Origin of the sequence: Novosphingobium sp. 18050, from assembly GCF_902706195.1 — a bacterium.
Taxonomy (GTDB): Bacteria; Pseudomonadota; Alphaproteobacteria; order Sphingomonadales; family Sphingomonadaceae; genus Novosphingobium.
The window spans coordinates 51,559-76,931 of sequence record NZ_CACSJO010000007.1 but is presented as its reverse complement, the minus strand read 5'-3'; the positions used below and the strand labels follow the sequence as shown (position 1 = coordinate 76,931).

At 62.6% G+C, this 25,373-nt stretch carries 32 protein-coding genes; 26 read left to right on the top strand and 6 right to left on the bottom strand.

The genetic code is table 11. The features are described 5' to 3' along the window. Positions 1-499: 499 nt before the first annotated feature. Positions 500-937: a hypothetical protein gene (locus tag GVL61_RS09490; protein WP_159979328.1), complete on the bottom strand. Its 438-nt coding sequence runs from the start codon at positions 935-937 to the stop codon at positions 500-502. 595 nt (positions 938-1,532) lie between these two features. On the opposite strand from GVL61_RS09490, the gene GVL61_RS09485 reads away from it, so the two are divergent. Further along, the gene (locus GVL61_RS09485; protein ID WP_159979326.1) at positions 1,533-1,808 is read left to right on the top strand and encodes an HU family DNA-binding protein; all 276 of its coding nucleotides are present in this window, start codon (positions 1,533-1,535) and stop codon (positions 1,806-1,808) included. An 84-nt stretch (positions 1,809-1,892) separates the two neighbouring features. After that, positions 1,893-2,363 carry an aminoglycoside 6'-N-acetyltransferase gene (aac(6'), locus tag GVL61_RS09480; RefSeq protein WP_159979324.1) on the top strand — a complete coding sequence of 157 codons (471 nt, stop codon included), beginning with the start codon at positions 1,893-1,895 and terminating at the stop codon, positions 2,361-2,363. A 153-nt stretch (positions 2,364-2,516) separates the two neighbouring features. Here the strand turns inward: aac(6') and GVL61_RS09475 are convergent, their stop codons facing one another. Beyond that, the gene (locus GVL61_RS09475; RefSeq protein ID WP_159979322.1) at positions 2,517-2,696 is read right to left on the bottom strand and encodes a DUF3606 domain-containing protein; all 180 of its coding nucleotides are present in this window, start codon (positions 2,694-2,696) and stop codon (positions 2,517-2,519) included. A 162-nt stretch (positions 2,697-2,858) separates the two neighbouring features. Between GVL61_RS09475 and ligD the strand changes: the two genes are divergently transcribed. After that, entirely contained in the window at positions 2,859-4,739 is a 1,881-nt protein-coding gene (gene ligD / locus GVL61_RS09470) for a DNA ligase D (RefSeq protein ID WP_159979320.1), read from the top strand. After that, a complete protein-coding gene (xth, locus tag GVL61_RS09465) occupies positions 4,736-5,548 on the top strand; it encodes an exodeoxyribonuclease III (protein ID WP_159979318.1) in 813 nt (270 codons plus the stop codon). Before ligD ends, xth begins: the two co-directional genes overlap by 4 nt. Before the next feature lie 18 nt (positions 5,549-5,566). On the opposite strand, the gene GVL61_RS09460 is transcribed toward xth, so the two are convergent. Then, positions 5,567-5,884: a UrcA family protein gene (locus GVL61_RS09460; RefSeq protein WP_159979316.1), complete on the bottom strand. Its 318-nt coding sequence runs from the start codon at positions 5,882-5,884 to the stop codon at positions 5,567-5,569. Between the two features lie 357 nt (positions 5,885-6,241). Between GVL61_RS09460 and GVL61_RS09455 the strand changes: the two genes are divergently transcribed. Next, a complete protein-coding gene (locus tag GVL61_RS09455) occupies positions 6,242-7,081 on the top strand; it encodes a lytic transglycosylase domain-containing protein (protein WP_159979314.1) in 840 nt (279 codons plus the stop codon). Here the strand turns inward: GVL61_RS09455 and GVL61_RS09450 are convergent. The 3 genes from GVL61_RS09450 to GVL61_RS09440 form a co-directional block, all read right to left on the bottom strand. Further along, positions 7,071-7,304, bottom strand: a complete 234-nt coding sequence (locus tag GVL61_RS09450) for a hypothetical protein (RefSeq protein ID WP_159979312.1) — start codon at positions 7,302-7,304, stop codon at positions 7,071-7,073. The two genes, GVL61_RS09455 and GVL61_RS09450, sit on opposite strands and share 11 nt — an antisense overlap. A 329-nt stretch (positions 7,305-7,633) precedes the next feature. Next, positions 7,634-8,125, bottom strand: coding sequence for a hypothetical protein (locus GVL61_RS09445; RefSeq protein WP_159979310.1), 492 nt, complete (start codon positions 8,123-8,125; stop codon positions 7,634-7,636). Positions 8,126-8,204: 79 nt separating this feature from the next. Then, the gene (locus GVL61_RS09440) at positions 8,205-8,561 is read right to left on the bottom strand and encodes a hypothetical protein (RefSeq protein WP_159979308.1); all 357 of its coding nucleotides are present in this window, start codon (positions 8,559-8,561) and stop codon (positions 8,205-8,207) included. Positions 8,562-8,934: 373 nt separating this feature from the next. Between GVL61_RS09440 and GVL61_RS09435 the strand changes: the two genes are divergently transcribed. The 21 genes from GVL61_RS09435 to GVL61_RS09335 are packed head-to-tail and all read left to right on the top strand — an operon-like array spanning position 8,935 to position 25,368. After that, the gene (locus GVL61_RS09435) at positions 8,935-9,261 is read left to right on the top strand and encodes a hypothetical protein (protein ID WP_159979306.1); all 327 of its coding nucleotides are present in this window, start codon (positions 8,935-8,937) and stop codon (positions 9,259-9,261) included. Positions 9,262-9,319: 58 nt separating this feature from the next. After that, positions 9,320-9,604: a type IV conjugative transfer system protein TraL gene (gene traL, locus GVL61_RS09430; protein WP_159979304.1), complete on the top strand. Its 285-nt coding sequence runs from the start codon at positions 9,320-9,322 to the stop codon at positions 9,602-9,604. 1 nt (position 9,605) lies between these two features. Further along, positions 9,606-10,184 (top strand): type IV conjugative transfer system protein TraE, encoded by a 579-nt coding sequence (locus GVL61_RS09425; protein WP_159979302.1) that lies wholly within the window; start codon positions 9,606-9,608, stop codon positions 10,182-10,184. Beyond that, complete coding sequence (locus GVL61_RS09420) at positions 10,177-10,980, top strand: type-F conjugative transfer system secretin TraK (protein ID WP_159979300.1); 804 nt, start codon at positions 10,177-10,179, stop codon at positions 10,978-10,980. The genes GVL61_RS09425 and GVL61_RS09420 overlap by 8 nt, the downstream gene beginning before the upstream one ends. Next, positions 10,980-12,293, top strand: coding sequence for a TrbI/VirB10 family protein (locus tag GVL61_RS09415; RefSeq protein WP_159979298.1), 1,314 nt, complete (start codon positions 10,980-10,982; stop codon positions 12,291-12,293). Before GVL61_RS09420 ends, GVL61_RS09415 begins: the two co-directional genes overlap by 1 nt. Before the next feature lie 8 nt (positions 12,294-12,301). Then, entirely contained in the window at positions 12,302-13,117 is an 816-nt protein-coding gene (locus GVL61_RS09410) for a DsbC family protein (protein ID WP_159979296.1), read from the top strand. Beyond that, positions 13,117-13,770: a hypothetical protein gene (locus GVL61_RS09405; protein ID WP_159979294.1), complete on the top strand. Its 654-nt coding sequence runs from the start codon at positions 13,117-13,119 to the stop codon at positions 13,768-13,770. Before GVL61_RS09410 ends, GVL61_RS09405 begins: the two co-directional genes overlap by 1 nt. A gap of 7 nt (positions 13,771-13,777) precedes the next feature. Further along, complete coding sequence (gene traC / locus GVL61_RS09400) at positions 13,778-16,342, top strand: type IV secretion system protein TraC (RefSeq protein ID WP_200844694.1); 2,565 nt, start codon at positions 13,778-13,780, stop codon at positions 16,340-16,342. Next, the gene (locus tag GVL61_RS09395) at positions 16,339-16,677 is read left to right on the top strand and encodes a hypothetical protein (protein ID WP_159979292.1); all 339 of its coding nucleotides are present in this window, start codon (positions 16,339-16,341) and stop codon (positions 16,675-16,677) included. The genes traC and GVL61_RS09395 overlap by 4 nt, the downstream gene beginning before the upstream one ends. Next, entirely contained in the window at positions 16,670-17,266 is a 597-nt protein-coding gene (locus GVL61_RS09390) for a TrbI F-type domain-containing protein (RefSeq protein ID WP_159979290.1), read from the top strand. Before GVL61_RS09395 ends, GVL61_RS09390 begins: the two co-directional genes overlap by 8 nt. Beyond that, on the top strand, positions 17,250-17,786 hold the full coding sequence (locus GVL61_RS09385) for a S26 family signal peptidase (RefSeq protein WP_159979288.1): 537 nt from the start codon (positions 17,250-17,252) through the stop codon (positions 17,784-17,786). The genes GVL61_RS09390 and GVL61_RS09385 overlap by 17 nt, the downstream gene beginning before the upstream one ends. Continuing rightward, positions 17,783-18,439 carry a type-F conjugative transfer system protein TraW gene (traW, locus tag GVL61_RS09380; RefSeq protein ID WP_159979286.1) on the top strand — a complete coding sequence of 219 codons (657 nt, stop codon included), beginning with the start codon at positions 17,783-17,785 and terminating at the stop codon, positions 18,437-18,439. Before GVL61_RS09385 ends, traW begins: the two co-directional genes overlap by 4 nt. Next, on the top strand, positions 18,436-18,717 hold the full coding sequence (locus GVL61_RS09375; RefSeq protein ID WP_159979284.1) for a hypothetical protein: 282 nt from the start codon (positions 18,436-18,438) through the stop codon (positions 18,715-18,717). The genes traW and GVL61_RS09375 overlap by 4 nt, the downstream gene beginning before the upstream one ends. Beyond that, positions 18,714-19,724, top strand: coding sequence for a conjugal transfer pilus assembly protein TraU (traU, locus tag GVL61_RS09370; protein ID WP_159979282.1), 1,011 nt, complete (start codon positions 18,714-18,716; stop codon positions 19,722-19,724). The genes GVL61_RS09375 and traU overlap by 4 nt, the downstream gene beginning before the upstream one ends. A gap of 20 nt (positions 19,725-19,744) precedes the next feature. After that, positions 19,745-19,987: a hypothetical protein gene (locus GVL61_RS09365; protein ID WP_159979280.1), complete on the top strand. Its 243-nt coding sequence runs from the start codon at positions 19,745-19,747 to the stop codon at positions 19,985-19,987. Beyond that, positions 19,984-20,148 (top strand): hypothetical protein, encoded by a 165-nt coding sequence (locus GVL61_RS09360; RefSeq protein ID WP_159979278.1) that lies wholly within the window; start codon positions 19,984-19,986, stop codon positions 20,146-20,148. Before GVL61_RS09365 ends, GVL61_RS09360 begins: the two co-directional genes overlap by 4 nt. Continuing rightward, on the top strand, positions 20,145-20,891 hold the full coding sequence (trbC, locus tag GVL61_RS09355) for a type-F conjugative transfer system pilin assembly protein TrbC (RefSeq protein WP_159979276.1): 747 nt from the start codon (positions 20,145-20,147) through the stop codon (positions 20,889-20,891). The genes GVL61_RS09360 and trbC overlap by 4 nt, the downstream gene beginning before the upstream one ends. A gap of 32 nt (positions 20,892-20,923) precedes the next feature. Then, positions 20,924-22,720 (top strand): conjugal transfer protein TraN, encoded by a 1,797-nt coding sequence (locus tag GVL61_RS09350; RefSeq protein ID WP_235037597.1) that lies wholly within the window; start codon positions 20,924-20,926, stop codon positions 22,718-22,720. Further along, positions 22,720-23,094 carry a hypothetical protein gene (locus GVL61_RS09345; RefSeq protein ID WP_159979272.1) on the top strand — a complete coding sequence of 125 codons (375 nt, stop codon included), beginning with the start codon at positions 22,720-22,722 and terminating at the stop codon, positions 23,092-23,094. The genes GVL61_RS09350 and GVL61_RS09345 overlap by 1 nt, the downstream gene beginning before the upstream one ends. Next, a complete protein-coding gene (gene traF / locus GVL61_RS09340) occupies positions 23,087-23,941 on the top strand; it encodes a conjugal transfer protein TraF (protein ID WP_159979270.1) in 855 nt (284 codons plus the stop codon). Before GVL61_RS09345 ends, traF begins: the two co-directional genes overlap by 8 nt. Beyond that, positions 23,941-25,368 (top strand): conjugal transfer protein TraH, encoded by a 1,428-nt coding sequence (locus GVL61_RS09335; RefSeq protein ID WP_159979268.1) that lies wholly within the window; start codon positions 23,941-23,943, stop codon positions 25,366-25,368. The genes traF and GVL61_RS09335 overlap by 1 nt, the downstream gene beginning before the upstream one ends. Positions 25,369-25,373: the final 5 nt, after the last annotated feature.

Below are 25,373 nucleotides of genomic sequence, written 5' to 3'. Positions count from 1 at the left end.
CCAGCACTGGGCTTACGATTCCGCCACCTCTATTGGTGGCATTCCCGACGTAGTTCGCCAATCTTCATGCCTGACAGGCTTGTGCTTTGCCGCGATGACCGCTTCTGGTCGAGCGGTCGTTCTAAGCGCGGGGCCTGAAGGACCGGAATGTCCTGTCTCGAGCGGATGAACATGGTGTAATCGCGGGGGTGGGTACCACGGCACGATTGGTACTGAGGCAGGCGGTTGTTCCCCGGTATGATGAAGAATGGGCTCTGCATTGGTGACCGGGCCCAGCAGAGCTTCCGGTTCGCAAGCACATTGCCGTAGAGCTTGAGCAGCGCGACTCTCCATTGTCATAATGTGGACAGGGATCCGGGCCGTCTGCGACTGTTTACAGCTAGCCGACGCGCAACGACGCACCCGCCCTTTTTACGCAATTGATGCAGACTGACAGCGGTACGAAGCATTCAGAAAGAAACGATGGGTCTAGCAACGACGTTGTCCTCAGGCGCCCCGCTCAGGATGCCGCGGCAAGTCCCAGCAGCACCGTCGCCATGGTGCAGCCTGCATCGCCCACTTTCCAGCGGTGCATGCAGCCAGGGACCAACACGCAATCGCCGGGATATAGTGCAACGCTGCCGTGTTCGGTGTCCAGCGTCACTTCACCTGCGATGATGATATCGTAATCTAGCGTACTGGTATGATGCATGGCCGAGACATGGCCAGGGGCGAAGTGGGCGATCATCCAGCGGCTCGCACTTGGCGCCAAGCCTACGTTCATCCAATCCGCATCGACCGCGCGCCGAGTTGCCCCAACCTGGGCCGGCATGTCCGTCGTAGACCAAAGCACTTCGCCCTTAACGGCTCTCGGCGCCAGTTCCGGTGTATCAATCGTGCGCTCCGCCGCTAGGAAGGATTTACCATCCGCACCTACGCCTATTTCGACAAGCCGCATCAGTTTGCTCCTGGGAGGGCTATTTACGTTGCTTTGTATGGACACGGCTCGCCTCGAGGTTCGCCACCCTTTCCGCGCATCATCTTTCACAATATTGCTGCTGGCAATGGTAACCTATGGCCATCGCAAAATCTGGTCGTAAACGAGGGCGACGCTAGCTTCGCACGAACTTACGGCAATTTGCGGCACACCCTCTTTCCGATCTCAACGGCGACTTACGGGTATCACCGCGTGAGGAACAGGTTCGCTTGGCAGATAAGGTGGTGGAGGTGGCGGAGCGGGCGCGAGCACGCGAAATTGATGCGCCCGGCCGAGGCGCTCATGGCCTTCGGGGACGTCGATATCATCCGGCAAGGGTGGTCAGGCGAATCCATAAGCAATGGAACATACAGCGAACGTATCGACCGAGCGAGGCGTTTGATCGCGCCTCTATATCCGCAGCCTGTGGACAAGCGGTAGCACACCAGTGCCGGGGGGCCCTCAAACCCTTGATCGGCGGCGGGTTTGGGCCATGCTGCTGGGGCTAGCGCGAATTGCCACTTGGCCAGACGCGCAGGCGCACAACGATTTTAGAAATTCGACAGGACGAACACGAATGAACAACAGTGACCTCGCCGATGCCGTCGCCTCGGCTCACGACCTGACCAAGGCCGATGCGCGCAAGGTTGTAGATGGCGTGTTCGACGCCATCGCCGAAGCGGCCAGCAAGGGCGAGGAAATCTCGCTCAATGGGTTTGGCAAATTCAAGGTCAAGGACAGCCCGGAGCGCGAAGGCCGCAATCCCGCGACCGGCGAGGCCATGACCATCAAGGCATCGAAGAAGCTCGCGTTCACGCCCGCCAAGGCGGTGAAGGACAAGCTGAACGGCTGATCTGAGGCAGTGCGGCACTCTGGACCTCGGAGCGCCGCACTGCAAACCTCGTCCGACCCTGATAACGATGGAACAGCGTTCGGCATGATGGTTCGGATTGAAGTAGCTGGCGAACACAACCTTGACGACTGGGCCAATCTGCGAGCGGCGCTTTGGCCGGTGGCCGACGCGGCCGACCACCGCGAAGATCTCATGGAGTCGCTGTCTGAGCCAGGCTCGCTGGTCGGCTTCCTCGGGCGCAATGCTGCAGGCGAGCCTGTTGGCTTTGCCGAAGCGGCACTGCGCAGTGATTACGTCAATGGCTGCGACACCAGTCCGGTCGCCTTCCTCGAAGGGCTATACGTCGCCGAAAGCAGCCGCCGGCTCGGCGTCGCCCGGGGGCTGATCGAAGCAGTCGAGGCCTGGGCGCGCAGCATGGGATGCCGTGAACTGGCCTCCGATGCCCTGCTCGAAAACACCGCCGCGCACGACGTGCATGCCGCGCTCGATTTCGAGGAAACCGAGCGCGTGGTCTACTTCCGCAAAGTGCTCGATGATGCGCCCATTCTTAGCTGAAGCTCGGGCGGCGGGTAGGAGTGGCACGGACATGCCACAAATCATCCGCAGCTTATGACCGGTAAGCGCACAGGTTTATCAACAGGCCGCATGGGGACCTAACCCCGGCCTCCTCCCAGGGATAGGCCTTAATCGTGCCGACGATCGCGCGGGTCACTTGCCTTTGAGGTGACGCTCGACTGCATCAGCGCTGTTGCCGACGGCCTTCACGGCAGCCGCCAGCTCGTTGCCGCTCACATTGAACTTTTTGGTCCAGTACTCGACCTCATAGTCCTCGCCCATGGCGATGCGCGACGCATCCTGGGGGGCGCGTAGCTCCTTGTTGTCCGACATCCGGGTTCTCCTTCGATTCAATGACGCTACAACCAAAAAGCCGGGTCGATGGTTTCGCACCGCTAGGGATCAACCGGCACCGTCTGCGCCAGGCCGACTCTCATCAGCGCTGGAACGAGTCTGCGCTGTGGACCATTCTCTTAAGCTAAGGAGGATGCCGCTATGGCGCGTTCAACCACTGTGCGTAAACCGGCCGTCTCGGCGCGCAATAAGCAGTCACGGCCAAGCCAGTCGCCACCGGCGTTCCGCCCGGTGCAACTCGCCAAGCTAGTCGATGCGGTGCCCGCAGGGACGAACTGGCTCCACGAGATGAAGTACGACGGATACCGCGTCCTGCTTGCCGTCGGCACCGAGGGTGCCCGCGCCTATACGCGCTCGGGTCTCGACTGGTCCGATCGCTTCAGCCGCATCGTCGAAGCCGCCGCAAGCCTTGGTGTCAAATCCGCGCTGATCGACGGCGAGGCCGTGGTCTTCGATGCCGACGGACGGTCAAACTTCCAGGCGCTGCAGGGCGCGCTCAAGGGGCCACCGGGCACGATCGATTTTATGGCCTTCGATCTGCTCGAACTCGACGGTGAAGATCTCACCCAGCGTCCGCTTATCGAACGCAAGGATCGGCTTAGAGCGATCCTGCCAGAGGACGGCAGTATCCTGCGCTATTCCGACCACATCGTCGGCAGCGGCGACAAGCTGCTGGGCAGCTTCTGCGATGCCGGGCTCGAGGGGGTGATCTCCAAGCGAGCGGAAGGCCGCTACATCGGGTCGCGGTCCGGAGGCTGGCTCAAGACCAAGTGCATCAAGCGCCAGGAGTTCGTCATCGTCGGCTGGACACCGTCGGACACATCCCGTGCCTTTCGCTCGCTGATGCTCGGAGTCCACGAAGAGGGCGTGCTGCGTTATGCCGGCAAGGTCGGCACGGGCTTCGGCAATGATGAGATCATGCGGCTGATGGGCATCATGAAGCCGCTCGAGCAAGAGGCACCGACGGTGAAAGCGCCGCGCTCAGAGGGCCGCGGCGCGCACTGGCTGGCGCCGAAGCTCGTTGCGGAGATCGCTTATACCGAGATGACCAATGAAGGCACCTTGCGCCATCCTAGCTACCTGGGCCTACGCGAAGACAAGAAGGCTGAGGCCGTGGTTCTGGAGACCGAAGCGCGGGTCGCGAGCGCGGACGCCGCCGCTTCTGCCGTCGCGATCAGCAACCGAGACCGTGTGATCTTTCCGGAAAGCGGAATTACCAAGGGACAGCTGGCCGACTACTACGCCGCTGCCGCGCCCGTCATGCTGCCCTGGCTGGGCTCACGTCCGATCAGCCTGGTCCGCTGCCCGCAGGGCCGGGCCAAGAAGTGCTTTTTCCAGAAGCACGATGCCGGCAGCTTCGGCGAGGCCGTGCGCCAGGTCGGCATTCTCGAGAAGGACGGCCATACGGAGCCCTACCTGTACCTCGATACGCCGGACGGGCTGATGACCTGCGTGCAGATGGGTACCATCGAGTTCCATGGCTGGGGTTGCAGGATCGAGGACGTGGAGAAGGCCGACCGCCTCGTCTTCGATCTCGACCCGGACGAAGGGCTCGACTTCGAGGCAGTGCGCAGCGCGGCCTTTCACTTTCGCGATATCCTCAAGTCTATTGGCCTCGAAACCTTTCCGATGGTGACGGGAGGGAAGGGGGTGCACGTCATCGCTCCGCTGGTGCCGCGCGCGGAATGGCCGGAAGTGAAGGACTTTGCACACCGCCTCGCGCGCGCCGTGGCGCAGGCCGACCCGGAAAATTTCACGGCCGCTCTGCCGAAGGTCCAGCGCAAGGGCAGGATATTTGTCGATTACCTGCGCAACCAACGCGGCGCCACCGCGGTGATGCCATACGGCGTGCGGGCAAGGCCGGACGCCCCGGTGGCAGTGCCGATCACATGGAAGGAAATGGAGACGATCGACACGCCCTCGCATTTCCACATCGGTGATGCGAAGGAGCTGATCAAGCGGGCGGGGTCAAAGGCGCTTTCTGGCTGGGGCCGGGCCGACCAGGAGCTGCCAGACCTGTGAAGATCGCTACCTATAACGTCAACGGCGTCAACGGCCGGCTGCCGGTGCTACTGCGCTGGATTGAGGAGGCCGAGCCCGACATTGTCTGCCTTCAGGAGCTGAAGGCGCCGGACGAGAAATTTCCCGAGCATGCGATCCGCGACCTGGGTTACGATGCAATCTGGCATGGCCAGAAAAGCTGGAACGGCGTCGCGATACTCAGCCGCGTCGGCGAAATCCATGAGACCCGCCGAGGGCTGCCCGGCGATCCGAATGATACCCACAGCCGCTATATCGAAGCGGCGGTAAACGGCATCCTTATCGGCGGGCTCTATCTGCCGAATGGCAATCCGCGGCCAGGTCCCAAGTTCGAGTACAAGCTGCGCTGGTTCGAGCGGCTCATCGAACATGCCGCCGGCCTCATGGAAACCGGGTTGCCGGTCATGCTGGCCGGTGACTTCAATGTCATGCCGACTGATCTCGATGTCTACAAACCCGAGCGCTGGCTGAAAGACGCGCTGTTTGCCCCGGAGGTCCGCGCGGCCTATTTCCGGCTGCTCGATCAAGGCTGGACCGACGCCTTGCGCACCAGCCACCCGGGCGAGGTCATCTACACATTTTGGGATTATTTCCGGAATGCCTACGGCCGCAATGCCGGTCTGCGCATCGATCATCTGTTGCTCAGTCCGCCTCTCGCCAAACGCCTCACTGCTGCCGAAGTCGATCACCATGTGCGCGGATGGGAGAAAACCAGCGATCATGCGCCGGTCTGGATCGAAATTGCAGACAAGCCCCGTCGGCGGCGTAGGAAGGCGCCAGCGAGACCCTGATGCGCGGCCACTTGGGGGTCAGCCACCAAGCTGGGTCGCGCCCGCCTTCTCGACTGCCGCCGCGACGCGGTCGCCCACGCTGAAAAGCGCCTGCTTGTAACAGGTGTGATCGACCGGGTTGATATGGGAACCGGGAAGCTGGTCCATGCGGCAAACATTGCGGGCTGCCCGAACGATGCGGACATTGAGGGCGTCTTGCCCCTTCGTCGTTGCAAGATCGAGATCGTCGTAGCGGACCTCGATGCTTCTTGCGGATGCCGCAGGAGCGGCGAATACGGCGGCGTTGCAGAGCGCGGCGGCGATAAGCGCGGATTTGGGTGCGGTGAACCTGAACATGATGCTTTCCTCCTCAAGCTGAGCCTTGAAGGAATGTCCCGCCCGGCTCGATGAAGTGGCTATGCGCCGGAGCTTCTTTTCCCGCACCCGATGCTCGATTGGCCATCATCGCCGATCGACAGAGGCCCCACCGCGGCGATCAACGACATCGCAGATCGACGAACAGCGTTTCGGTTCGGGAACGGCAAACGCCGCTCATGCTGGCGGCCGCCAAGCGTGCATGCGCTTTTCTCGCCCGGTATTTTCTCACGTCGACATGGGACGTGACCGCCACGCCGCTTCCGCTTGATGGAATTCTAACAGTAAGATACGTATCCGTCGCGATACCCGTACCGAGCCAAATAAAGGCTTGGATATATGAAATACACTAAGGCCCTGATCGTTGTCTGGGTGATGCCGCTTTCTATGGCGCCATCTTATGCACGGCAGGCGGAGATGGTAAGCTTTGGAGCGGGAGCTTCAGAGTTTCATCTCCTCGAGCCCGGCTTCAGCCGGGAAAAGCTTGAGACCCCACCGTTAAAGATTCCAGTCGCGCTCGAGAGTGAGTTCGCATTGCTCGGTTCTCCGCTTGAGCCGGCAGCCTCCGATACCAGCAACTTGGCGCATTTAAGAGTGCCCTCCTGGATGAGAGCTAAGCAGTCGCCAATCGATCATTTCGGCCTACCTGCGCCTAGCTCACCGACGGGCTGCGGGCCGGTCCGCTACACTCCTCATCCGATGCTTAATGCGGCACAGGAAATGAGAAGACATCGGCACTATGGGCAAATGGCCGCCGCAGCATGCACGGCGGGCGTCCCGGTTGAACTATTCGATGCCCTCATCATTCAAGAGAGCAGGTACGACCCCCAGGCCGTCAGCTCGAAAGGCGCAACTGGTTTGGCGCAGTTGATGCCGGGGACAGCGCGTACTCTCGGGGTTTCCGATAGATGGAGCGTCGCTCAGAACCTCGAAGGGGGTGCCCGATACTTGCGCCAACAGCTGGACACCTTCGGGAACTGGGCGCTGGCCCTGGGAGCCTATAATGCCGGGCCCGGCAACGTTACGAAATATGGCGGCTTACCTCCGTTCCGAGAAACCCGCGGCTACGTTCGTTCGATTCTCGCTGGCATCAACTCCTACCAACGGAGCAAGGGGAAAATTGACGGATCCCATTTTCAGTCGCGCCGAGAGGTTCGCTTGGTATCGTTCACCCAGTAGGTTCGATGTTCCAAAATACCTCGAACCCGACATGGCTCGCGAACGCCAGTGCGACAGCGGCGATGACCGGGGCGCCGAAAAGGTAGTTTTTCTGCCACCGCAACCAAAACCTCGGCAGGGCAAGAGCAAAGTCGAGCCTGGTTGCAGCGGGCGGGCGCCATATCCCGGCCCGCACTTCATGGATCGTCACGATCACCGCGAGCGAGGCGCTCAGCAGCGCCATCGCTCCAACCGCAATGTAAAGCGATGTCCATGCGATAAGCGCGTCGTGATTCATCGGGTGAGGCTACCCTGTCATTTCTGTAGATTAAAGTAATCGCCCGACGCGGAATCTGTTCCGGCTTGCCGGCAATGCACGATACGGAAATGGCCGATGTTCAAATGGCTCGCGCCAGCCTTGAGATTTATGCCGCGAAGATAGGCCTCAGGAGCCTCCAGAACCATGCCTCGGTGCAATGTTTTCACAGGCGGATTATTGCGGCTACGTTCATCATCCGACGGGATGCAGCGCGGCTAATTGCGCGCGCCGAGGCCGGAGAACCCTTGCGCTCCTCAGTCGGTATCTCGCTCGAGCCAACGACGGGTGCGCTCCTGCTGCTCGACGATTTCACTCGAGATCCGTTCCACATGCGCTGCGCAATGGTGAAGTGTTCGATTGATCACGGTGAAATCGCCACTGAGCGCTGCGGCCCGCTCCGTCATCGCTGCTACAAGTTGCTCATTATAGGCGGATAATACCTCGCAGCATGGATCGAAGTAGGCGGTCGGATCATCCATATAAGCCACAGCTATCAGAGCACGCATCGGGTTTATACCGAGAAAGCTCGTGATCGCATTCATTTCGCTTATCGTGAGATGGCCACCGCTAAGTTTCTTATCGAAGATTCGGCGGGTGCGCTCACTGATAACGCCGGCCCTTAAAAGTGCCCTTGCACTGATCCCGCGCCTCGTCAGCGTCGTTCGGATAAGCGCGGCGTATCCGCCAGTTACGCTGGCGACGCGCTGTCCACCGCCTGCCGTTGATCCACCAGGTAAATCGCCCATATCAGCACCCCACCAAGGCCCACATAGCTAATGCGGTAGCATCGACTATATGCCTCAGTGTGGCTGTTCATTGCAAGCCTCAATTGCGAGGTGCTATCAATAGCGTGCAGGCCATGACCGCGTCGCGCACGCCAAACGTCGCCTCTCCGGCCTCGTTCAACAAAGTTCGGAACCACTCAAACTCCTTGTGGCGATCGGTCGAAAGGCGGACGAATACCTTGATATCCCCCTCGATCGGCATGATCGAAGCGAGATCTGTGAGCGCTTTTGGGAGGGCATCGATGTTGGCCCGTGTACCAGCCGTGATTACCGATGCGAACGTTTCGAACCGCTGAGTTCTTGCGCTCAGGTTGTGTATAGCCTGCAGAATAATCTCAAACGAAGCTGAGTTCAGTCTTAGTGGATAGACCGTGCTGTTCTTCTGAGAATCTTTCACAAACTTGACCCTTGGAATCGCCTAGGGCGGATCGTTAGCAGCACGGCAGGGGTTCTAAAATCCGGTAGCTTTCACCCACCGAGAAAAATCCGGTACGTGCCTGCTCGAGGGGGGTGGAGTGATTTCGACACTAACCTGAGGTGATTCTGACGCACCCCCGGCGTCGTTTGGGCACCAGACCGATGTCGTTATGCCTCCGGGTTGGCCAATAATCGCCGCCAAAATATGGACGGAAGCGGACACCTTACTTCATTTCACCGCATTTTCTGCTTCTGGGCCGCAGGCACTATTAAAAAGCTGTTGATCCCTGTTTTGGTTCCCTGCGTGATGTTCCTGCGCTGCTGCGCTGTTCATCTTGATAAGGGAAACTTTTATGAAGGCACTGAATATCAATTCCGCCGGCAATCTCGCTGGCAAGGTGGCGCTTGCTGCCGCTGCGGTCGCTGCCGCAAACGTCATCGGCGCCGAGGCCGCTCTGGCCGGCACAGACGCAACCTTCGACACGGCGCTGACGCAGTTCACCGGCTTCCTCGAAGGCTCGGGTGGTAAGATCATCACCGTTCTGTCGCTGGCCGGCGGCATCGTCGGCCTCGCTTCAGGCCGCTTCTCGCTCGGCCAGGTCGCCATCCCGGTCGGCGTCGGCGTCGGTGCCGGCACCGGTATCCCGATCGTCACCTCGACCGTCACCGCGACGATTTGAGTCTGCAACGGAGAGCCGTCGACACCCGGCGGCTCTCCCACTCCGGTCGGGGTGAACTATGGACCAGTACAGCATACCCAAGCACTTGGATGATCCAGAACTTATCGGGTTTTGGACGCTTGATGAATTCCTGGTGATGGTCATCCCATTCGCGTGGGGGATCATGGCTCAACACATTGTCATTGGCCTGCTCCTCTCATTAGGAGCTTGGTTCGGGTATCGCAAACTAAGAGCCGGCCGTTCCATGTATTGGGTACTGCACTTTGCCTACTGGCATCTGCCCGGTGGGTTCTTCGGTCTTAAAGTCACCCCGCCTTCTCACCTCAGGGTCATGGCGGGCTGATATGGAACTTTCTTTCGCACACGAGCAATCGCAGCGCGCGCTCAAGCAACGCAACCTGCTGGCGATCGCCTGTCTTGTCCTGGCCATTCTATGCTTCGCGCTGGTGACGATGGCATCGAGCCGCGACCGTGAAGTCATCCTGCAGCCCGTCATTCCCAAGCAGATGTCAATTTCATCGTCGGGCGTTTCCAAGGACTACCTGGAGGCAGTCACGCGGGATGCGGCGCAACTCGCGCTCAATCGCTCTCCGGAGACGCTTCAGTATTGGATGGATTCCATTCTTGAGATCACCGCGCCGGAAGCACGCGGGCCTCTCAAGTCCAAGCTCATGGGCATACTGCAGGAGCAACAGGGCTCCCAGGTCACGCAGTTCGTGACCATCGACTGGATCCGCGTCGATCCAGAGGCACTGACCAGCGAAGTCGGCGGCATCCTCCACACCGTCGTCGCGTCGCGCGACGTCCGCCGCGAGAACAAGGTCTTCAAGTTCGCGTGGAAGTACGAGGGCCTCAGCCTCAAGCTTCGCGGCTTCGGTGTCGTCGTCAAGAAGGACAAGGACAAGGACACCGCCGATGACTGACGTCGTAGCCGCCTGCGAGATCGCCTCGGGCGTCTCACTGCTGTCCACCATCGACTGCTTTGCGAAACGGTGCCTGGGCACGCTCCTCCTGGGAGCCGGCCTGATGACGGCGGTTCCTGCCTTTGCGGACCAGAGCGTCACAGCCACCGACAACGGCGCAGTGGATTGCGATGCCTCCAAGCAGGACCTGACGCGCATTTCGCTCAAGGACGATCAGTTCGCATCGGTGTCCAAGGTCACCACCGGGATTGCCACCGAGGACTTCGGGATCGTCAACGAGCCGACCCGTGGGGATATCTATATCTCGGTGCCGGACGGTTACACCCGCTCGACGATTTCGTTCTTCGGCACCACCCAGAAGGGCTTTGTCTACAAGTTCGTGTGCAAGGTCAGCGGCGCCGAGGCCAAGCAGGTCTTCGTCACCAACGCCGACATGGCCAAGCCGGCGAAGCGCCAAGCGGTCGCTCTCAAAGCTGACCTCCCGCTCGATCAGCAGGCCGTGACGCTGGTGCGCGCCATGTTCGAGCAGAAGCCGCTCGAAGGCTTCGAGATCCGCGATCAGCCGCGCACGCCCGTCAATGTCGGCAACCTGAAAGTCCAGCTCGTCAGCGAGTACGACGGGCTGTCGATGGCCGGCAAGGTCCTGCGCATCGAAAACACCGGCAAGGAGCCTGTCGTCGTAAGCGACGACACCATCGCTTCGCAGGGCGCGATCGCGGTGAGCATTTCCAATGCCTCCCTACAACCAGGCCAGGCAACCGGCGCCTACGTCGTCGTGCCCGCAGGAGACCTGTGATGGATATCTTCACCCGCAAACCCAAGAACGTCGACGAGCAGCAGGGCGAAGCTCTCGACGAACTCGACGATGGCGGCATGATCGCCGAGAACTCGTCGACCGAGAAGCGCCAGAAGCTGATCCTTTACGGCGGCGGCGGGCTGATCGGTCTCGCCGCGATGTGGTGGGTGCTGGGCGGTGACACCAAAGAAGAAAAGCTCGCCATCAAGGAAGGCGAGGACAAGGTCGAGGTCTCGACTGATGCGATCCTCAATCGGCAACGCGCCGATCAGGACTGGATGTCGATGTACGATCACCAGCAGACTGCGCAGACCAACCAGCTGAAGGGAGTCCAGACCGCCGTCACCAAGGTCGACCAGGTGCAGAGTGAGCTTCAGGCGCTGCGCCAGGAAAACGAGCAGATGAAGGCGGACGCGACGCGGGTGCTCGATGCCTACGAGCGCGAGAACCGCGAACTCAAGCAGCAGGTAGGGAAGGGCGGCGGCCCCAGCGCTGACGCCAGTGCGCCTGGTGCGGCCGCCGCGGCTCGCGCGATGGGGATGGGCGGCATCGGGCCGATGACCCGGTCCAATGAGGTCAAGCTCGTCTCGTTCAGCGGCGGCCCGGAGGGACCGACCGGCGACGGCAAGCGGATCGACGCCGGCGGCAAACAGGCGGCGGTCTACACCGACAGCCCCAACTATCTTCCGCCCAACTCGATGGCGCAGGCCAAGGTCGTGGTCGGCGTCGATGCCGCCACCAATGTGCGCAGCCAGGGCGATCCTCTGCCAGTGTTGCTGCGTATCACCGGGCCGGCACGATCGGTGTTCTCGGACGGCAAGCTGCTGCGCACGCGCGTCCAGGGCTGCATGGTCAACGGCGCGGCCTACGGCGATCTGTCTTCCGAAAAGGTCTACGTGAAGCTGCAGCGCATGACCTGCCCGCAACCGGGCGGTCGCTATGCTGTTTCTGAGGTCAAAGGTTTCATCTCGTTCGGCGGCAAGGTGGGCTTGCGGGGCAGGGTGGTCAGCCGAGAAGGCGGGCTCATCGGGCAGGCCTTCCTCGCAGGGCTCGCCGGCGGCTTCGGGCGCGGCTTCACCGCCAATACCAATTCGATCTTCCAGGGCGCCAATGTCAGCGTCGATGGCAAGCGCGATCAGCTCAGCACCGGCGACATCCTCAAGGGCGGTGTGGGCGAGGGTGTCTCAACCGCTGGCGACACGGTCTCGAACTACCTGATCGAGCGTGCCGAGCAGTATCAGCCGGTCATCGAAATGCCGACCGGCGCCGACGTCGAGGTCGTGTTCCTCGACGGAACCTTCATCCGCAATTGAGGTGATCCATGCGTAAAGCAATTCTCGTGAGCGCCGCTGCGTTCAGCGCTCTTGCTGGAGGCTCCGGCCTCTATGCCGCCACCGCCGATGCCGATGCATCGCTGACCAAGGCGCTGACGACGCGCCTGCCCAAGACCCCGCTGACGGCGGTCAAGTGCGGCAAGATCGCGGGGCTGTGCGAAGTTCAGGCCGGCACCAACCTGTTCTACACCGACCCGGCGGGTCGCTATCTCGTCATTGGGCGGGTCTACGACATGGAGACGCGGCAGGATCTAACCGCCGCGCGACTCCTCGAGATCAGCCCCGAAACACTCGTCGGAGGAGCCGCCAGTCCTCAGGTTTCCGACGAGGCGCAGGCCGTGTCTTCGCCCACACGGCCTGCGCAACCCGGCCCCGGCAACGTAGCGCAGAAGGTGGCGCTGGACGGCCTCCCGGCTTCAGGCGCGGTCAAGTGGGGCGCAGGGACGCAGACGGTCACCGTCTTCAGCGACTTCCGCTGCGGCTATTGCAACCGGCTTCACGAGACCCTCTCGAGCATGAACGTCAAGGTCATCGAGCGGCCGATCTCGGTCCTCGGGACCCGCTCCCTCTCGGACGCAGTGATCTGCTCGGCCGACAAGCCCAAGGCGTTGGTGCGGGCCTACAACGGCGAGACGCTGCCGCCTGCTGGCAAATGCGACACCAGTGGGCTCGATGCCAACGAAGCCTTTGCGCGGAAGAACGGCTTTGCCGGGACCCCGGTGATCGTGCGCAGCGATGGTGCGGTCGTTCATGGCTACCGCCCGCGTGAGTTCCTGGAATCCTGGCTGAAGGGAGCAAGCTGATGCACCGTTCGATCCCGGCTTCGTTCGCGCTTGGCGCCCTCGCGCTGGTCTCAGGTTGCACCACATTCGGATCCAACATCAACGGATCGTTCAAGTGCGAGGCACCCGACGGCATCTGCGCTCCCTCGATCTCGATCGACGACCAGGCTTTGTCCGAGATCACGCAGGCCGATGCCAACGAGCTCATGGCCCCCGCCGGCCCCTACAAGGTCGATGATGGGGACGGCGGCCAGGCGCAACTGGCGAACGCCCAAGGTGTGATCGCGAGCCGGAACCAGGGCTACAAGCTCAGCGTCGTCTTCCCGGCGTACACCGATGTTGCCGGCATCACACACGAACGCCGTGCAATCGCGGCCGACGTCGCTCTTCCGGGTCGCACCGCCACCAGCGTCGAACTGGCGAGCCGGTCTCGCGGTCGCGGCGAGGCCCGCGGCCTCCTTGCTGCCGCGCAGAGCGCTCCGGCGCTGATGTCGATGAGTTCGCCGGACGATGCCGCTCCTGCGCTCGCCGAAGCCGAGCCCGCCGCGTCGGCCGCTCCCAAGGTCGCCACGGCGCCCGCGGCCAAGGCCGTCGACCGTATCAAGGCCGATGTCGATGCCAAGCTGTCGAAGCGCGCCCGCCGGCAGGCCGCCTCGTTCCCCTCACCGGAGTGACACGCACATGGGCTTGCTAGACAACCTTCGCGAAATGGTTTTGGGCGATGCCCGCAAGCCCGAGGTGAGGGCGCGGCCCGCTGGCGTGCCGATGCTCTCGCACTACCTGGGCTATCGCTCGTTCGACGAGACCCGCAAGATCTTCTACCAGGTCCGTTCCAAGGGCTTCGTGCTCGAGCTGGCGCCGATGATCGGGGGCGACGAGCGTACCGCCGACATCATCGGCACGATCTTCTCCGACATCCTGCTGCCAGGCTCCGCGTTCAGCATCGTCAACTATTCGAGCCCGCGCATTGCCGAGAAGCTGACCGAATGGATGCTGCCGCGCATGGAAGCGGGCGGTGTGTTCTCGACGCTTGCTCGTCACCGCGCGGAGAAGCTTCGCAGCGGGGCGTGGAAGTCGCTGGCTAGCGATGGCCCGTTTCACTTGCGCAACTTCCGCGTGCTGGTCTCGGTCGGTGCGCCCGATGGGTCGGGCATCAAGCTCGACGATCTCATCACGATGCGCGAGGGCCTCATCTCGGCGCTCGACTCCATCAACATTCCCGTGCGGATTCTGGAGCCGGTCGAGCTGATCCGCTTCTTCGACGAGATACTTTCGCCATCCACCGGCGCCGGCGACGACGCGCCGGGGTACAACCGCTTCGATCCCATCAACGAGCAGTGCGTGCGCCGCGATCTGGTCACCCACGTCGAGAAGGATCGCCTCCTGCTGCACTCGCAGTCGCTGCGCCCGACCGGCTCCGTGGTCGACGGCGTGCCCGAGTATGAGGATTACGTGCCCGAACGCTTCGACGTGCGCACCATGTCGATCCGCAACTTCCCCGATCGCTGGGCGCCGTGGGACACCCAGAAGACGATCGGCGACATTTTCAACCCCAAGCTGTGCCTGCCATGCCCGACGCTGCAGTCCGTATCGGGGGTGACGCCCGGCGTCGAAAGCTCGGAATCGAAGGCCGGCCGCAAGTTCGTGCGCACGCAGTCGCTGTCCGAAGGGCAGGGGGTCAAGCTCGTCCCCAAGCTCAAGGACCAGGCCGCCGAGTGGCGTGCCGTCCAGGAGCGGGTCAAGAGCGGCGAGAAGCTGATCCGCTGTTACTACTCAGTCTCGATCATCGCGCCGCGCGGCACTGCCGAGACCGCCGAGCGTGCGATCAAGGGCCTCTACAAGGCGGCCGGGTGGGACCTCATCGACGAGACCCACATCCAGCTTCCCGCCTTTATGTCGCACTTCCCGCTGATGATCGCCGATGGCCTGCAGTCCGATCTTGAGCGCATGAAGCGCTTTCGCACGATGCTCTCGTCCAACGTCGCGGCGATCGCGCCGATCCAGGGTGAGTACGTGGGCGGCCACATCCCGCACGTGCTGTTCGTCGGCCGGCGCGGTCAACCGCAGTTCTGGTCGCCGTTCCAGAACAAGGCCGGCAACCACAACGTCGCGATCGCCGGCAAGTCCGGGTCGGGCAAGTCGGTGTTGCTGCAGGATCTCACCGCGAGCCTCGCCGGCGTGCGGGCCAAGACGATCGTCATCGACGATGGCCGCTCGTTCGAGCACATGGCCAAGGCGCTGGGAGGCACCTTCACCGAGTTCAAGCTGTCCTCGGGCATCTCGATCAACCCGTTCCGCATGATCGATCTCGACCTCGCAGGTGAGGACGAGGACTACCTCGTCGATTGCCTCGCGATGCTCAAGGCGATCCTGTCGCAGATGGCGCGCTACGAGAACCGGCTCAACGACACCGAGCGCGGCCTCATCGACCAGGCCGTCAATGCGGTGTGGAACGAGCACCAGCGCGACGGCACCGTGGACCACGTCATCGCCTCGTTGAAGCTGCACGATCACGAGTCTGCGGTTGACCTGGCGATGTCGCTGCTGCCGTTCTCCAGCGCCGGCACGTACGGCCGCTTCTTCCTGGGCGACAGCAACCTCGATCTCTCGGCCGACCTGACCGTTTTCGAGCTCTCCGATCTTGCCTCGCGCGAGGAACTGCGCAGCGCCGTCCTCACCTCCATCATGTTCGTCGCCTCGCAGACGATGCGGCGCATGAGCCGCTCGATCCCGAAGGCGCTGTTGATCGACGAGGCGTGGCAGATGCTCAAGGGCGGCGCCATGGCCGACTTCGTCGAGACCTACTCGCGCACATGCCGCAAGTACGGCGCCTCGCTCATCACCGCGACGCAGTCGATCAACGACTACTACAAGTCTGACGGCAGCCGCGCCGCGCTCGAAAACTCCGACTGGTTCCTGATCCTGCAGCAAAAGGCCGAGACGATCTCGGACTTCCGCAAGTCGGACCGCTTCGAGATGACCGCCTACACCGAGACCCTGCTGCGCTCCCTGAAGCGCAACGGGATCGAGTATTCGGACTTGCTGATCCGTGGGCCCGAGACCGAGACCGTGTGCCGGCTCGTGCTCGATGCCTATTCGGGGACGCTCTACTCATCGAGCCCCGACGTCTTTGCCCGCATCGAGGCGCTGGTCCACCAGGGCTGGTCGGTCGCGGACGCAATCGAAATGGTCGCGTTCCCGGATCGTGCACGCCCGAGGGAGGACATGCGGGAGGCAGCGGAATGACTGCGTACCCGGTTCCTCGCCGCGCGACCTACAAGCCTTCCGGGCAGGTTGTTCTTGCGGTGTCCCTGCGGCTGTCGGGGTGGCTCGCGGTCAATGCGCTCGTTGCGTTCGGGGTCGTCGGCCTGGTCGCCTTCACGATCGGCAGTTTTTCAATCCCGGGCATGATGCACCACCTGGCCAATCTGGCGTCGCGCTACATCGTCGCCGGCGCCGACCGCCAGCACCAGTTCGACATGATCCTGCTGTGGAGCGTGTCCGGGGCCTTCTGCGCTTCGGGCTTCTTCCGCCGTCACTCGCTCATGCAGGTCTTCTTCAAGGAAAGCGCCAATGACTGATCTCGACGCCCCGCGAACTGCCGGCGAACCGACAGCCGAGCCCGCCGCCGCCACCGCCACCGCCAGCCCCAAGCGGGCTGCTGTGGCCGCTGCCCGCAAGCCTTCCAGGCGCGGCATCGATGCCCGCCAGGTTTTCATGGTCGGCGCGCTGATTGGAGTCGCCTGCTGGGGTGCCTGGGTCACCAAGAGTCTCATCACCCCGGCGCACGGCGAGGGCCAGCTGGTCAAGCTGCAGCTACAGGGCGTCATGACCGAGTACCTGCAGGCGCAGGCACGCTCTGGCAGCGACGATCAGGCTGCTGCCGCAGCCACGACACGGTTCATGGCTGAGCTCGACAAGGCTGTCGCCGAGGTGAGCAAATCCGGCCACGTCGTTCTGGTCAACGAGGCGGTCATCGGCGGCGACATCCCCGACATCACCGCACAGGTGAAGCAAGCCGTCTATTCCAAGGTGCCGATGCCCAAGGTCGCGGCCGCCACGCCGGTGGTTCAGGACATGCAGGCCTTCCTTGCTGCCAATGGCGGGCAGAACGCAGCCGCCGGCTCTTCGCTCGACGCCATGGGAGCAGCCGGTGGCAACGCGCAGTGATCCTGCGCGGCCGCGCGCTCCCTTAAGCTTTGGCAAGAAGCTGGCGGCGATCGGCGCGCTCGCGGTTGGCGCCCTGGCGCTTCAGAGCCTGTCTCACTGGGGCAGCTCTCACGCGCTGATGATAAACGAGAGTGAATCGCTCCCTAACTGGGCGTTCCTTGTCGAGGCCGGCCGCTTCCCCGCGCGCGGTGACTACGTGATCTTCAATCCGGGTCGCGATCCGCTGGTCATCAAGTATTTTGGCGAGCATCCCTCCGCCTTTGCCAAGGTCGCTTACGGCATTCCCGGCGATGTCGTCAGTCGCAATGGTAGTGATGTCCTCGTCAACGGCCACAAGGTCGCGCGCCTCAAGCCCCTGACGCGCCGCGGCGACCCGCTCGAGGCAGGACCTGTCGGCACTGTTCCCCACAACTGCGTCTTTGCCGGCACCGATCACAAGGACGGTTTCGACAGCCGCTACGCCGCGATCGGGTTTGTCTGCGGCCATCGCATCGCCGGGGTGGGGAGGCCGATCCTGTGAGGATCCTGCCTTTCGCTCTTGCCGGTCTCATCGGCGCCGTCAGCGGCACGGTCCTGCCCTGGCAGACACCCGCCCACGCGGTCAACCACGGCCAGGTGGGCGAAGCCTGGCCGGTGGTCGAGCCCGACCTCCTCGATGTGATCCGTGCCAAGCTGGAAAGCGCCAAGGCCAGCGGTAAGCTCGACGAGCTCAACGCGCGATTTGCCCAGAAGGTAAAGGCCCGCGTGATGCGACCGGCGTCGGTTGGCGGCATCAGCGCTGCGATCGAAGACCGCTCCTGGGAGTTTGATCCGACCGTCGTGATCGAAAGCGATATCCGCGATCACAAGGGCAACCTCATCGCGGCCGCCGGCCAGCGGATCAATCCACTCGACAAGATCTCCATGACGCAAAAGCTGCTTTTCATCGACGGCGATGATCCCGCGCAGGTGTCCTGGGCGATGGCGCAGGGCGACGATCTCAGGACCAAGGTCATCATGGTGAAGGGTTCGCCCTTCGACCTCATGAAAGCCAATCAGCGCCGCTTCTACTTCGACCAGGCCGGCTCGCTCACTGCCAAGTTCGGGATCGAGCATACGCCGGCGTCGGTCGAGCAGAAGGGCAGGATCCTCATCGTGACCGAGGACGCGCTCAGGCAAGGGAAGGGCGCATGAACCCCTGGCTCGACAAGTATATGCCCGCGCCCATGGCCGCCCCCGAGACCGCTGAGCTGCGCACCGCGCGCGTCAGGCTGATCGTGGCGCTTGTCGCGCTCGGCGCCATGACGGCGTTCTGGCCCGCGATCGCCGGCCGCGTTGCGCTGGGCGTGGTCGTGGGCCTGGCGGTGTTCATCTCAATACAGGGCATCTTCTGGATGCGCGCCAAGAACCAAGCGGACGATGACCACCTGATGTCGCGGATGACCGACGACGACGCGGACGACCTGCCATGAACAGATGGCTTCTCCAACTCCTCGTCGGTCTCTTCCTGTTCGTACCCGGTCTCGCACGGGCGCAGGAGCTGCCTGCGGGAAGCTGCTCGGGGTCTTTCGTCAACCCGATCACCGACGTGTGCTGGGGCTGCATGTTCCCGCTCTCGGTTGGCGGCCTCAAGATCTGGCCTTCATCACGGGCCGACACCAACAATCCGGACTCTCCCATCTGCCTGTGCGGCTCACCCATTCCGCGCATCGGGATCGCGATGGGGTTCTGGGAACCGGCCCGCTTGATCGATGTCACGACCAAGCCGTTCTGCTTCCCCAACCTTGGCGGCATCAAGCTCAACCCGGGCCTGTCGATGGGCGGTGGCTATGCCGCCAATACCGGCTCGAACGGCGGCACCGACACCGCCAAGTACCACGTCCACTATTACGTTTACCCTCTGCTCTACTGGATGGAGATCCTCACCGATTTCCTGTGCTTCGAGCAGGCGAGCTTCGACGTCGCCTACACGACTGAGATCGACCCGCTGTGGCAGGACGATGCGCTCACCACGCTCATCAATCCCGAGGCGCTGATCTTCGCGAACCCGCTGGCGCAGGCCGCCTGTGCGGCGGACTGTGTCGCGGCGACGGCAGCGCTGCCGCTTAACGAGCTGTTTTGGTGCTCGGGCTGCCAGGGCTCGATGTATCCCTTGAACGGCAACATAGGCGCGAGCACCGGCATGACGCAGTCGGGTCGGCTTGCGGCCGAGCGCATGGTCTACAAGATGCACCGGCAGGCGCTGGGATGGGGCACGATGGGCTCCAAGGCGCTGTGCGGCAAGTACGTCATGCCGATCCTCAAGAAGAGCCAGTACCGCCTGCAGCAGGTCAATCCGACGCCGATGGTGTCGGGGCGGGAGTCCTGCTCGCCGATCGGCGGCTCGGTCCTGCTTCCACGCGCTGCGCGCACGTACCCGGTGAAGGGCGAGGACATGGGCTTCCTCCTTTGGAGGAAACGAAATTGCTGCGTCCTGTGATGGCAAAGGAGGAGGCATTCATGACTTGTTCCGAGTGCGGCCGAAGCACCGCCAGTACATCCGCTTATCGGCGTTTTGTATCGGACCTTCTTTTTACATTCGGATGGATAGCCGCGACAGTCCTCTTTGGGGTTATGGCGGCGAGTGTACACGATGATTTCGTCGAGGATTTCGAGAACCGGATGAAACATCCTGACGAATACCGCAACCAGCTAGAGCGCGATCGCGAATGGATGGAAATGTATGAGGCTGCGCAGCCATGAGCACGCGCAAGACCCTTGCTGTTTGGGTTCTCATCCTCGGCCTCACCGCGGCCTCCTATGTGCTCTTTGCTGCAGTTGAGGCCGGACGAGGCACTGTTGAAAACGCATCAAAAGACGCTGCCTGGCAGACGAAAGCCGAGATGGAGAAGGTGCGGCCATGACGATCAGATCTTCAGTTCTGGCCGCCGTGGGCGTCATTTCGGTTGGCCTCGTCAGCGCTGCACTGGCGCAAACCATAGAGGGCCTTGATCTGCAGGGCGTCGAGAAGCGTGGCGAAGCCGCGCAAGCGGACGCGCAAGCGTTGCTCGACTTCGTCAAAGGGCAGGGCGAGCCCCAGGCCAAGGCGGCGCAAGCTGTCGTCGATGACGCCTACGACCGCATCGCCGACCTCGATGTGTCGGGCATCGCTGGCGGCAGCAAGGATGGTCCGATCGACTTCGATGCCATGGTCGCCGGCGCCAAAGGCAATCTCGCGGGCCCCAAATCGACCCCGCTGGTGATCGCCTTTGTCAGCCTGTCGATGCCCGAGGAATCGCTGCGCCGCACGATCCTCGATACGACCCGCGCCGGCGGCGTCATCGTGTTTCGCGGCTTCTCGCAGGGCGGCGCCAAGCCGTTCGTGCAGCTGCTCGCGAAGGCGGTCGACCAGAAGGACGCGCCCAACATCACGATCGACCCGCGCCTGTTCCGCGCATTCAAGATCGACCGGGTGCCCACGATCGTCGCCGCCTCGGGCAGCTTCGAGCCGTGCGATCAGCTCGACTGCGTCACGCCGCCGCCGCCGCACGACCGGATCACCGGCAATGTGACGCTCAGCTACGCGCTGCAGACATTCGCGGAAGGTGAGGGGCCTGGTGCGCCGGCCTCTCGCGTCGCGCTGGCCAACCTGGTAAAGCGTCCGTGAAGTTGTGGCTGCCCTTCTTGATGGTGGGATGCGTGTTCTCGTCTCCTGCGCTGGCGCAGTCCGAGACGGCGAAGCAGGGCGAGGACCTCGCCAAGTCCGTGCGCGAGGGCTCCGCCACCACCATCCTGCAGAGCGGCGCGGAAAACAGCGTGCCGGGCTACGGCGGCACTGACATCGATGCGTCGAAGTACCTCGACGATGACGAGGCGCTGACCGACGCGGGTGTGAACGCGCGCTACAGTGATCCGAATTACAGCGTCGTGATCGATCCGACCCGACCCGAGTTCGATCCCTCCACAATCGATCTCGCGGCCGCCAAGACGATCGAGGACACGCCGGAGAGCTTCCTCGGTTCAGGCATGGGTGTGGGGGGCTCGGCGGCAGCATGTGAGCCGCTGCCCACCTCTGGAGCGGCAGGCTCGACGTATTACGAGACCTGCAACCAGGGGGACCAGCTGTTCCAGCAGCAGCAGACTTGCACCTCCTCGCTGAACGTCCGCTTCGATCGGGTGAGCACTTGGATTTATTATACCTCGACCAGCGGGCCGTACGTCGCAAGGGCAGGGTTCGGTTCTGCCATCGCCGATGGCACTTGCAAGAGCAAAGGCACGTTTGGCTACTGCTCCGAGCTCAAGCGCTACGGCTACTCGCCGACGAAAGATTGCAAGGATACGGCCTACTCTCCGGAAATATTCGAGTGCACTAAAGAGCTGAGCGGCCTGTCGGGTACAATCCCTGGGATATTCAACGGGATCGATCCAGCTACGGGCACATACTGGTCATCAAAATCCGAAACGATCAGTCCTCCGATCGTGACACGCAACGTGGCGGCGTGTTCCTATGCCTCGAACGCGCAGTGCGTGGAGCAGGGCGCGGAGATCTGCACCGACAGCGATCCGGTCACCCGCGTGATCGACGGCATACCGGTCACGCAGCCATGCTGGGCTTGGTCCCGTACCTTCCAATGCACCGAGCGTCGGCCGGCTAATGACTGCACCGAACTGGACAACAAGCCGGAATGCCACTTCGACCATAACGAGTGCCTGAGCGAGAACGAGGACGGCTCGTGCAACGTCTTTGACAAGGTCTATGCGTGCAAGACGCCCGATACCGGAACCGGAGAGCCCGGCGGCTCGATCTGCGGCGGCGATCTCTACTGCATCAACGGCGAGTGCACCCAGGTCGAGCGAGAAGCCTCGACCGAGTTCAAGGATGCGATGGTCGCGGTGCAGGCCATGGGCAATGTCCGCGATCACTTCGATCCTGAGACCATGACGCTGTTCAATGGCGAGAAGGCCGGCTGCCACAAGCCGGTGTTCGGCCTGGTCAACTGCTGCGCGGGCAAGACGTCCGGTCTTATCACGACGGCGGCCGGCGCCGCCGCGATTGCCAGCGGCCCGGCTGCGATCGCCGCTCTGGCGACACCGTTCCTGACCATGTTCCTGTGCGATCCCGAGGAGAAGATGCTCGACGTCAAGGATCGTATGGGCCTGTGCCACTACGTCGGCACCTACTGCTCGGACAAGGTGCTCGGCGTCTGCACCTCCAAGCGCAAGAACTACTGCTGCTTCGAGAGCAAGCTCAGCCGCATCCTGCAGGAGCAGGGCCGAGCCCAGATCGGCAAGACCTGGGGCAAGGCCAAGGAGCCGGACTGCAAGGGTTTTCTGATCGAGGAATTCCAGAGGCTCGACCTGTCGAAGATGGATTTCACCGAAGTCTACAGCGAGTTCATCGACGCCGCGAAGGTACCCGATGAAGTCCAGACCTCGATCGAGATCCAGGACAAGATCGACGAATATTACAAGCTTCACGGGGGCACGGGAAAGTAATGAGCGACGTAATCCAAATCCATGCCGACCGCCGTGTTCCGGACCTCAGCGTCTTCGAGCTCGCCGTCGCCAGCGCCATCTCGCGCCAGGTCATCACCAGTGACGAGGACCTGCAGGAAATCCTCTCGGACTGGTTCCTGCGCCAGGTCCGGGTTCCTGATGTGTCGGCCGCCCTGGAAAGCATGGTTGCCCGGGGCATCGTGCGGCGCGGCGACGAAGCGCTGTGTGCCTATGGCCTGACGCCCGACGGCATCAATGCAGTGACGACGCTCTACGGCGGCTGCATCCGCATGATCGATCGCGGTCTTGGCCTTCTCAACCCCGCCATGATCCTCAGCTTGCTCAACCTCACCAAGGAGTCCGGCCATGCATAAGACTGGCTATGTGTTCCCTGCTGTTCTTGCTCTCCTCGCCCAGACCGCCGCGCCGATCGCCGCGACTGCCCAGGAAGATCAGACCACTCCAACGAGCGCCACGGCTGCGTTCTCCCCCACTTCCGCGCTCACCCCGCGTGATGCGTTCTACTGCGAGCAGCGCAAGCTCGGCAGCTGGTTCTATTGCGATCCGGACAAGGCGCGCGAGATGGCGAAGGGCAAGCCAGCAACGCCGGGAGTGCCGGCGGCCAAGCAATTGGCGGCAATCACCGAGCAGCTCGATGAACTCAAGGCCCGGGCTATCCTGGAGCCGACGTCGGAGAACCTGGCTTCCTACATGCGTTTCCAGCGTGAGCAGCTCGATCGCGCATCGACATTCGCTGACGTGTGGGGGCGCACGGTCTGGCAGAACCCGGATCTCGACTACACCCTTCAGCGGCCGATCAACTCGCTCGGCAAGCAGACATGGATGACCGACCGCAAGGCGGCAAAGTCATCGACCATGCAGGGGCTCTCGCAGCGCTACGGGGTGTTCTACTTCTACTCCTCGAACTGCTCGGCTTGCCACGTCTTCAGCCCGATCGTGCGCTCGATCTCGGACCAGTACGGCCTGGAGGTCCTCGCCGTATCGATGGACGGTGGCGGCAACGAGGCGTTTCCGCGCTTTGCCGTCAACACCGGTCAGTACCAGCGCATGGGTCTGACCGGCAACCAGGTGCCGGCGCTGGTGCTGTTCGACACCCAGACCAAGCAGCCGATCCCGATCGGCTACGGCCTGATGGCGGCCGACGAGGTGATGGATCGCATTTTTACCCTCACGCAGACCGAACCTGGGAGTGACTACTGATGGCACGATCCCTCAAATGGCGCGCGCGTGTCGGGCTGATGCTCAGCATGCTGTCCGTGTCGCAGCTCGCGGTCGTGCAGGCGCAGGCCAACGTCGGCAGTGAGCTCAACGACTTCTTCAACGACATGGGAGGCGCCGGCAATGCCTATGGCCCGACTGCCTTCGAAGGTCAGTCAGCCGGCTACTACACCGGCGGCGGCGTGTGGACGCGGTTCAAGAACAAGCAGGTCAACCCGGTCAACATTCAGCTGCCGAGCGTCAAAGCGGGCTGCGGCGGCATCGACATCTTCGGTGGCTCGTTCTCGTTCATCAACACCGATCAGATCGTGGCGATGCTCAAGGGCGTCGCCAGCAATGCGCTGGGCTTTGCCTTCCAGCTCGCGATCAAGTCGATCAGCCCGCAGATCTCCCAGACCATCGAGGAGATGGCGCAGAAGGTCGAGAAGCTGAATCAGATGAACATCTCGTCGTGCGAGGCCGCACAGGGCCTCGTTGCCGGGTTGTGGGGTGAAAGCCAGGGCCGCGACAGCGAGGTTTGTAAAGCGATCGCCAACTCGCAAGGCTTCGCGACCGACTGGGCGAAGGCGCGGCAGGACTGCAATGCCGGCGGAGAGCGCACCGAGATCCTGGGCAAGAACGACGACGAAACGATCCCGTCCAAGTCGTACAATTACACCTGGCACATGCTGAACAAGAGCTACCCCTCGTTCTCGCGCGAGTTCAAGGAGTACCTCATGTCGCTGGTGGGCACGATCATCTACCAGCGCGCCGACTCCGACGAGGGCACCGGCACGGTCAAGTACGTCGGGCAGGGCAACCGCGATCTCATCCAGGGCTTGCTGCTCGGCACCTCGGACACGAACGTCCTGCGCTGCGACGAAACGGAGGACTGCCTCAATCCGACGCCCAGCGGCACGGTGACCATCAGCGAGGCACAGGCCCTGCAACCCCGCGTTGCGGCCCTCATCGGCTCGATGGCGGCCAAGGTTCGCTCCAACGAGGCCCTCTCGGCCGAGGAGGTCGGTATCCTCGGCGGTACGAGCGTCCCGCTCTACAAGATCATCACGGTGAACGCGGCTGCTCAGATGGGCGGCATGACCCAGGCCGACATCCAGGGGCTCGCCGAGATCGTCGCAGTCGATATGCTCGAGCAGATCGTCCAGGAGTTTTACGGCTACGTGCAGAAGGGGCAGGGCTCCTTCAACGAAGCGGACAAGGCCACGCTCGCGCAGTGGCGTGACCAGCTCCAGAATGTCAGCAAGGTGCTCGACGGCTACAGCTACAGCCTCAACGAGCGGCTTGTCCGCACCCAGACCTATGTCGATCGGGCGGTCTTCCTCGAACGCACGCTGCGCAACTCGATATCGCCCCAGATGTCGGCCGCGCTCTCCTTCCGTTCCGGCGCCACGGCGCAAGGGCTCAACTAGGACAG

What these genes read in the sequence shown, in the direction of transcription:
- traL (WP_159979304.1), top strand. Translation starts at nt 9,320, where the DNA reads ATGGACCAGTACAGCATACCCAAGCACTTGGATGATCCAGAACTTATC.
- trbC (WP_159979276.1), top strand. Translation starts at nt 20,145, where the DNA reads ATGACGATCAGATCTTCAGTTCTGGCCGCCGTGGGCGTCATTTCGGTT.
- GVL61_RS09420 (WP_159979300.1), top strand. Translation starts at nt 10,177, where the DNA reads ATGACTGACGTCGTAGCCGCCTGCGAGATCGCCTCGGGCGTCTCACTG.
- traF (WP_159979270.1), top strand. Translation starts at nt 23,087, where the DNA reads ATGCATAAGACTGGCTATGTGTTCCCTGCTGTTCTTGCTCTCCTCGCC.
- GVL61_RS09425 (WP_159979302.1), top strand. Translation starts at nt 9,606, where the DNA reads ATGGAACTTTCTTTCGCACACGAGCAATCGCAGCGCGCGCTCAAGCAA.
- GVL61_RS09490 (WP_159979328.1), bottom strand. Translation starts at nt 937, where the DNA reads ATGCGGCTTGTCGAAATAGGCGTAGGTGCGGATGGTAAATCCTTCCTA.
- GVL61_RS09445 (WP_159979310.1), bottom strand. Translation starts at nt 8,125, where the DNA reads ATGGGCGATTTACCTGGTGGATCAACGGCAGGCGGTGGACAGCGCGTC.
- GVL61_RS09335 (WP_159979268.1), top strand. Translation starts at nt 23,941, where the DNA reads ATGGCACGATCCCTCAAATGGCGCGCGCGTGTCGGGCTGATGCTCAGC.
- GVL61_RS09455 (WP_159979314.1), top strand. Translation starts at nt 6,242, where the DNA reads ATGAAATACACTAAGGCCCTGATCGTTGTCTGGGTGATGCCGCTTTCT.
- GVL61_RS09365 (WP_159979280.1), top strand. Translation starts at nt 19,745, where the DNA reads ATGACTTGTTCCGAGTGCGGCCGAAGCACCGCCAGTACATCCGCTTAT.
- GVL61_RS09475 (WP_159979322.1), bottom strand. Translation starts at nt 2,696, where the DNA reads ATGTCGGACAACAAGGAGCTACGCGCCCCCCAGGATGCGTCGCGCATC.
- GVL61_RS09390 (WP_159979290.1), top strand. Translation starts at nt 16,670, where the DNA reads ATGACTGATCTCGACGCCCCGCGAACTGCCGGCGAACCGACAGCCGAG.
- ligD (WP_159979320.1), top strand. Translation starts at nt 2,859, where the DNA reads ATGGCGCGTTCAACCACTGTGCGTAAACCGGCCGTCTCGGCGCGCAAT.
- GVL61_RS09415 (WP_159979298.1), top strand. Translation starts at nt 10,980, where the DNA reads ATGGATATCTTCACCCGCAAACCCAAGAACGTCGACGAGCAGCAGGGC.
- traU (WP_159979282.1), top strand. Translation starts at nt 18,714, where the DNA reads ATGAACAGATGGCTTCTCCAACTCCTCGTCGGTCTCTTCCTGTTCGTA.
- GVL61_RS09435 (WP_159979306.1), top strand. Translation starts at nt 8,935, where the DNA reads ATGAAGGCACTGAATATCAATTCCGCCGGCAATCTCGCTGGCAAGGTG.
- GVL61_RS09485 (WP_159979326.1), top strand. Translation starts at nt 1,533, where the DNA reads ATGAACAACAGTGACCTCGCCGATGCCGTCGCCTCGGCTCACGACCTG.
- GVL61_RS09360 (WP_159979278.1), top strand. Translation starts at nt 19,984, where the DNA reads ATGAGCACGCGCAAGACCCTTGCTGTTTGGGTTCTCATCCTCGGCCTC.
- GVL61_RS09395 (WP_159979292.1), top strand. Translation starts at nt 16,339, where the DNA reads ATGACTGCGTACCCGGTTCCTCGCCGCGCGACCTACAAGCCTTCCGGG.
- GVL61_RS09450 (WP_159979312.1), bottom strand. Translation starts at nt 7,304, where the DNA reads ATGGCGCTGCTGAGCGCCTCGCTCGCGGTGATCGTGACGATCCATGAA.
- GVL61_RS09410 (WP_159979296.1), top strand. Translation starts at nt 12,302, where the DNA reads ATGCGTAAAGCAATTCTCGTGAGCGCCGCTGCGTTCAGCGCTCTTGCT.
- traC (WP_200844694.1), top strand. Translation starts at nt 13,778, where the DNA reads ATGGGCTTGCTAGACAACCTTCGCGAAATGGTTTTGGGCGATGCCCGC.
- GVL61_RS09460 (WP_159979316.1), bottom strand. Translation starts at nt 5,884, where the DNA reads ATGTTCAGGTTCACCGCACCCAAATCCGCGCTTATCGCCGCCGCGCTC.
- GVL61_RS09375 (WP_159979284.1), top strand. Translation starts at nt 18,436, where the DNA reads ATGAACCCCTGGCTCGACAAGTATATGCCCGCGCCCATGGCCGCCCCC.
- GVL61_RS09405 (WP_159979294.1), top strand. Translation starts at nt 13,117, where the DNA reads ATGCACCGTTCGATCCCGGCTTCGTTCGCGCTTGGCGCCCTCGCGCTG.
- GVL61_RS09345 (WP_159979272.1), top strand. Translation starts at nt 22,720, where the DNA reads ATGAGCGACGTAATCCAAATCCATGCCGACCGCCGTGTTCCGGACCTC.